Source organism: Phyllobacterium lublinensis, assembly GCF_020164435.1.
Lineage (GTDB): Bacteria > Pseudomonadota > Alphaproteobacteria > Rhizobiales > Rhizobiaceae > Phyllobacterium > Phyllobacterium lublinensis.
In genome coordinates this window covers 1-3,888 of record NZ_JAIUDQ010000032.1, presented here as the reverse complement: position 1 = coordinate 3,888, position 3,888 = coordinate 1, and the positions used below count along the sequence as shown (strand labels likewise).

At 53.1% G+C, this 3,888-nt stretch carries 3 protein-coding genes and 1 pseudogene; 2 read left to right on the top strand and 2 right to left on the bottom strand.

The features are described 5' to 3' along the window. Positions 1–751: 751 nt before the first annotated feature. The gene (locus tag K9U38_RS21850) at positions 752–1,009 is read right to left on the bottom strand and encodes a hypothetical protein (protein ID WP_224496464.1); all 258 of its coding nucleotides are present in this window, start codon (positions 1,007–1,009) and stop codon (positions 752–754) included. Between the two features lie 916 nt (positions 1,010–1,925). Continuing rightward, positions 1,926–2,423, bottom strand: a complete 498-nt coding sequence (locus K9U38_RS21845; RefSeq protein WP_224496463.1) for a hypothetical protein — start codon at positions 2,421–2,423, stop codon at positions 1,926–1,928. A 470-nt stretch (positions 2,424–2,893) separates the two neighbouring features. On the opposite strand from K9U38_RS21845, the pseudogene K9U38_RS21840 reads away from it, so the two are divergent. Together K9U38_RS21840 and K9U38_RS22080 are read left to right on the top strand one after the other, a co-directional pair. Further along, a pseudogene (locus tag K9U38_RS21840) lies at positions 2,894–3,281 on the top strand (decarboxylase); the annotation flags it as partial. Positions 3,282–3,622: 341 nt separating this feature from the next. After that, positions 3,623–3,754, top strand: a complete 132-nt coding sequence (locus K9U38_RS22080; RefSeq protein WP_255607554.1) for a hypothetical protein — start codon at positions 3,623–3,625, stop codon at positions 3,752–3,754. The last annotated feature ends 134 nt before the right edge of the window (positions 3,755–3,888 follow it).

The window sequence follows — 3,888 nt, the reverse complement described above, 5'->3', positions numbered from 1 at the left end:
ATGTTATGAATGCCGGTATATGCTCGATTGCCAGCGGATGTATGGTGGTGCCGTCCATTTCTTACTGTTTCCCCATGGGCCCGGCCACAAACTCAGCGTGGTCCATGCGACCAACCCTTGCATTTCGTTGCTGTTAGAAGGAAGTACGTAACAGTAACTAGGTCATGGACTCATAACCCCAAAGTCAGAGCCGGAGGTCGCCGGGTTTGATGCGGCTGGGGCGGATGCCAACGTGGCCCTCTGTCAACCTCGCTGGTACTTGACTGGCTGCTTGATCTGCAGCGACGTTCCTGTTCCCAATATGGCAGCTGCACATGCAAGCCCATCTTGCGCGCCATCTGATCGAAGGTCTTGTCCCCTCGCCGGGGAGCGCCGCGACAGTTCCATCACCTCTTCTGGACAATCGCTTGCACAGGACATGTCCCGACCTTTTTCCACAGATGCCCCATTGTTGTCACAAGAGTCAGCCAGCGTTGGACACGGCACTTGGAACTGGTTTAGGGATAGGCATCGGTGCGATGCTTGGTAACTTGCGCTTCGACAGCATCTCAATGGGGATCGTCATGGGCACAGCAATCGCCGCCGCTGTCGGATACCCCGTGGCGCTGAGAGGCAACATTCATTATCGAGAGTGATGGCGTGTCCACCCCCTCCCAATTGGCAGGCCCCTGACCCGTCGTTGAGTTGAGATAGTCCTCCCAACGGCGGGTTTTTCGTCAAGAAAACTGCGTAGTGCGTTGGAGCTCGCAATTCAGTACTTGATGTCTCGACCCGTTTTACGCGCGTCCTGCTTGGTCTGGCGCTTATCCTGACGGCAGTTCGCGTTGCTTTTCTGGTTGGCGGCGCGACAATCCTGCTTTGTTTGTCGTGCTTCGGGGCGTGCTTGTTGACGGACGTCCCGCGCTTGTTGGCGCTGTTGCGCTTGCTGCGCCGCCCATGAAATTCCTGAAATGTTTACAAAAGATATTGCAATCACCGCTGCGGTGATCAGAGGCTTTAATTTCGACATGATTAAAACTCCCGTATCGGGGTTAAGAAACATCCGCCCGTTGGACATCAGTCTAAGCGATTAGAGTGGTGGCGTCAGCAAGTTTCCTCCATAGATTTTAATTGGCATCTCAAATAAGATTGGCAGTCAAACGCAAGCGTAGCGCAAAGAGATTTTACAGGGATAGCAACCGCTTAATTTGCGCCAAGGCTGGTTTTTTTGCTTAGATGGTGGCGTGACGCACGCCGAGCTTCATACTACGTGCCGATCTCTTGCTGTAACTGCCAAGAGTAAAATGGCTAAATCCGAACAGTGCATCTACGGCCGGTGACTGCACTTGACACCGACGGTACTACACTAGTGCAGCGCACTACCCCGAGGTGTACGATCCCCTGCTTCTTTAGCGAATGACTAAAGATGGCAACAGTTTAATCGCGCTAGCGCAGCGAGCGGTAGAGAGTTCCAGTTGGCGGTTGGTTCCAGAAATATCTTCAACTTGATCAGCCCGTCAGTAGCTATCAGAATAGCAAATTCCGATTTCTGTGCCTTTTGGGATACTCTTGATAGATGACGGACAGAATACGGGCAGTCCGGGAAGATTGTGCATTGCACAAATTCCTATTCCAAGTAACGTGAAAGCGATTGATGGCGTTGCCCACAAGCGATATCCGTCATCAGTTGAAGCCTAACCGTAATTACTTAGGCGAGTAGGTACGGCAATGCTAAAAGAGATTTGGTCCGCGGACCAAGTCTCTTTTAGAAGCCCGATGACCGTCCGGGTGAAAGGCTTGCTCGCTCAGAAGAACTATGGGCGAGGATACTTGCGACGCCAAATCGCTCAGGGCCAAGGCTGCATCGTTTGGATCAAGCAGCGCCTCTAAGTTCGATTAGTTGATCATCTGTTTCAGGCAACCACTGCGCGGAAACGCACCGCCACTTACTTTTGCGCAGCTTGACACTCCCGCAAGGCCTTGAACGCAGCGTCGGTACCCGTGAGGTCCACTACTATGGGATCACGCCCTTTCGCGGTGATCGTCAGCTTTTTCTTTTTGGCAAGACCATAGATGAAATCGAGATTGTTGAAGGGCACGGATGCGCCGTCAAATCCCGGTATCTCCTGCCCCGTCGCCACGCCCGTGAACTGCTCACCATCAACGTCGAACACGACCGAGAGCTTTTCACCTGCGGTGATCTTTTCGGGTTTCTTCGAGTAAAGCGCCAGATAGCCGCGCAGGTCGGCAGTCGCATCGATGCCGATTTCCACCTGAGCGCCATCCTTGGCATTTTGCCGGGCAATGAGGCAGCCGGGGCCCATCTTTTCATGGACGAATATGTCCCAGCCAGCAGCCTTGCCATATTTCTTGAACATGTCCTGGGCCTCACATGGAACCGTAAGGACTGCAAGTGCCAAGACAGTGCGAGCGAATAAATTCATGACCCTTCTCCTGTATTCTGTTTTGAATGAAAAAGACGCGACAATGTTTGCGATGCGTCAAGTTCTCAGATGTTTGAGTACGTCCCAAGAGTTCAACTCGCCGAGAACATTCTCCCGGCATCAGGACCAAGAACCAACGGATCCCTAGCTTGTGAGCAGGGGTACCGTTTGATCGTGAGTATTTTCGATTTTGGCCAATCAAATCCTAAGGTGGAGAATTAACAAGTACGTAACTGTAAATATGCGGGAAGTGGTGGATTTGCAGCGGCCTTTTTAACGATCGGCCCACTAGCGATGGATGCACTTTATTTCTGACCCGTTGCATATCGGATGGCTCGGCTTGTGCCGATGAAGTGACCAACATGGACAGCGTGCCATTAGCAACTTCGTTACCTCAGGACCCCTTGGAATATTTCGTACAGCAGCCAGAGCATTGCATACATAATCCCGAAACCAGCAGGCTTGATATCCCAGTCCTCATCCATTTGATTTGTCCCCGGGGCAATCCGCGTCAGTTCAAGGGTCTTCCTGGGCCAGCACTTACGACATCCAGCTCAACAAGACGTCGCGCAACAGCGTGCTGTGGCAATCGAACATCAACAACACCCGCAGCGATATCGCTCATCTCGTCCGCGTTCTGGTGGAGATCTGCCACGCGATCGAAAAACGGCTGCCCGACGGTGGAGAGGCAGAGCAGACCGCATTCAAGGCGCGGGTAAAATTGCTCATGACCGACGTTCCCGACTTGCCCAATTTCAGCCGCTTCCATGATGTGTTCCGCGGCGACGCCGGAACAACGACACCGGAGGGCGATATCCGTACCGCGTTTTTGGCGCGTATGATCCAGCGATTTGCGAATTAAGTGACTCACGAACTAAACACCCGCCTTGGAAGGCAGGTTGTCCGAGTGTGCTGACCTCCGTCCTTGACTGGAAGGGATTGCCGTTGTCCGAATGCGTTCGGATTCTTCAATCGCCTCCGAGATGAGATAAGCCAGCAACCCATGGCCATCATCGCTTGCCATTTTGCAGAGATCAGAGAGTCTATCGCAAATCACGTCAATTTGCTGTTGGGTAGTGTGGTTCATCGGACAGTATTCCCAGAAGTAGGGTCCGACCTCTATACTCAACACAATCTGGGTCGGACCCACTGGCACTTTGTCAGCGAGAATCATGATGCGGCCCTGAGGTTAATGAACGATGAAGCCAAGGTCAGCGGAACATGTCGCACAATTGAGCGTCTATGCGCCGGCAAACCGGACATACAGGCAAATCTTGCTGTGTCCGGAAGTAGACGTCGCCACTGACATGCCGGAGGTCGAAGTCGCCTAAAGCGGACATTCGCATTCACTACGGGTTACCTCGCGCGACCCTAACTTAAGGCTGTTCGCGACGATGTCCGCCGGGGTCAGCCTCCGCGATTCCAATCGACGCGTCAGCCGCCGGCGAGCGTTTAGTCAAGGCTG

Bases quoted from the DNA above. Each gene is read 5' to 3' on its own strand.
- K9U38_RS21850 (WP_224496464.1), bottom strand. From the start codon at position 1,009: ATGTCGAAATTAAAGCCTCTGATCACCGCAGCGGTGATTGCAATATCT.
- K9U38_RS21845 (WP_224496463.1), bottom strand. From the start codon at position 2,423: ATGAATTTATTCGCTCGCACTGTCTTGGCACTTGCAGTCCTTACGGTT.
- K9U38_RS22080 (WP_255607554.1), top strand. From the start codon at position 3,623: ATGAAGCCAAGGTCAGCGGAACATGTCGCACAATTGAGCGTCTATGCG.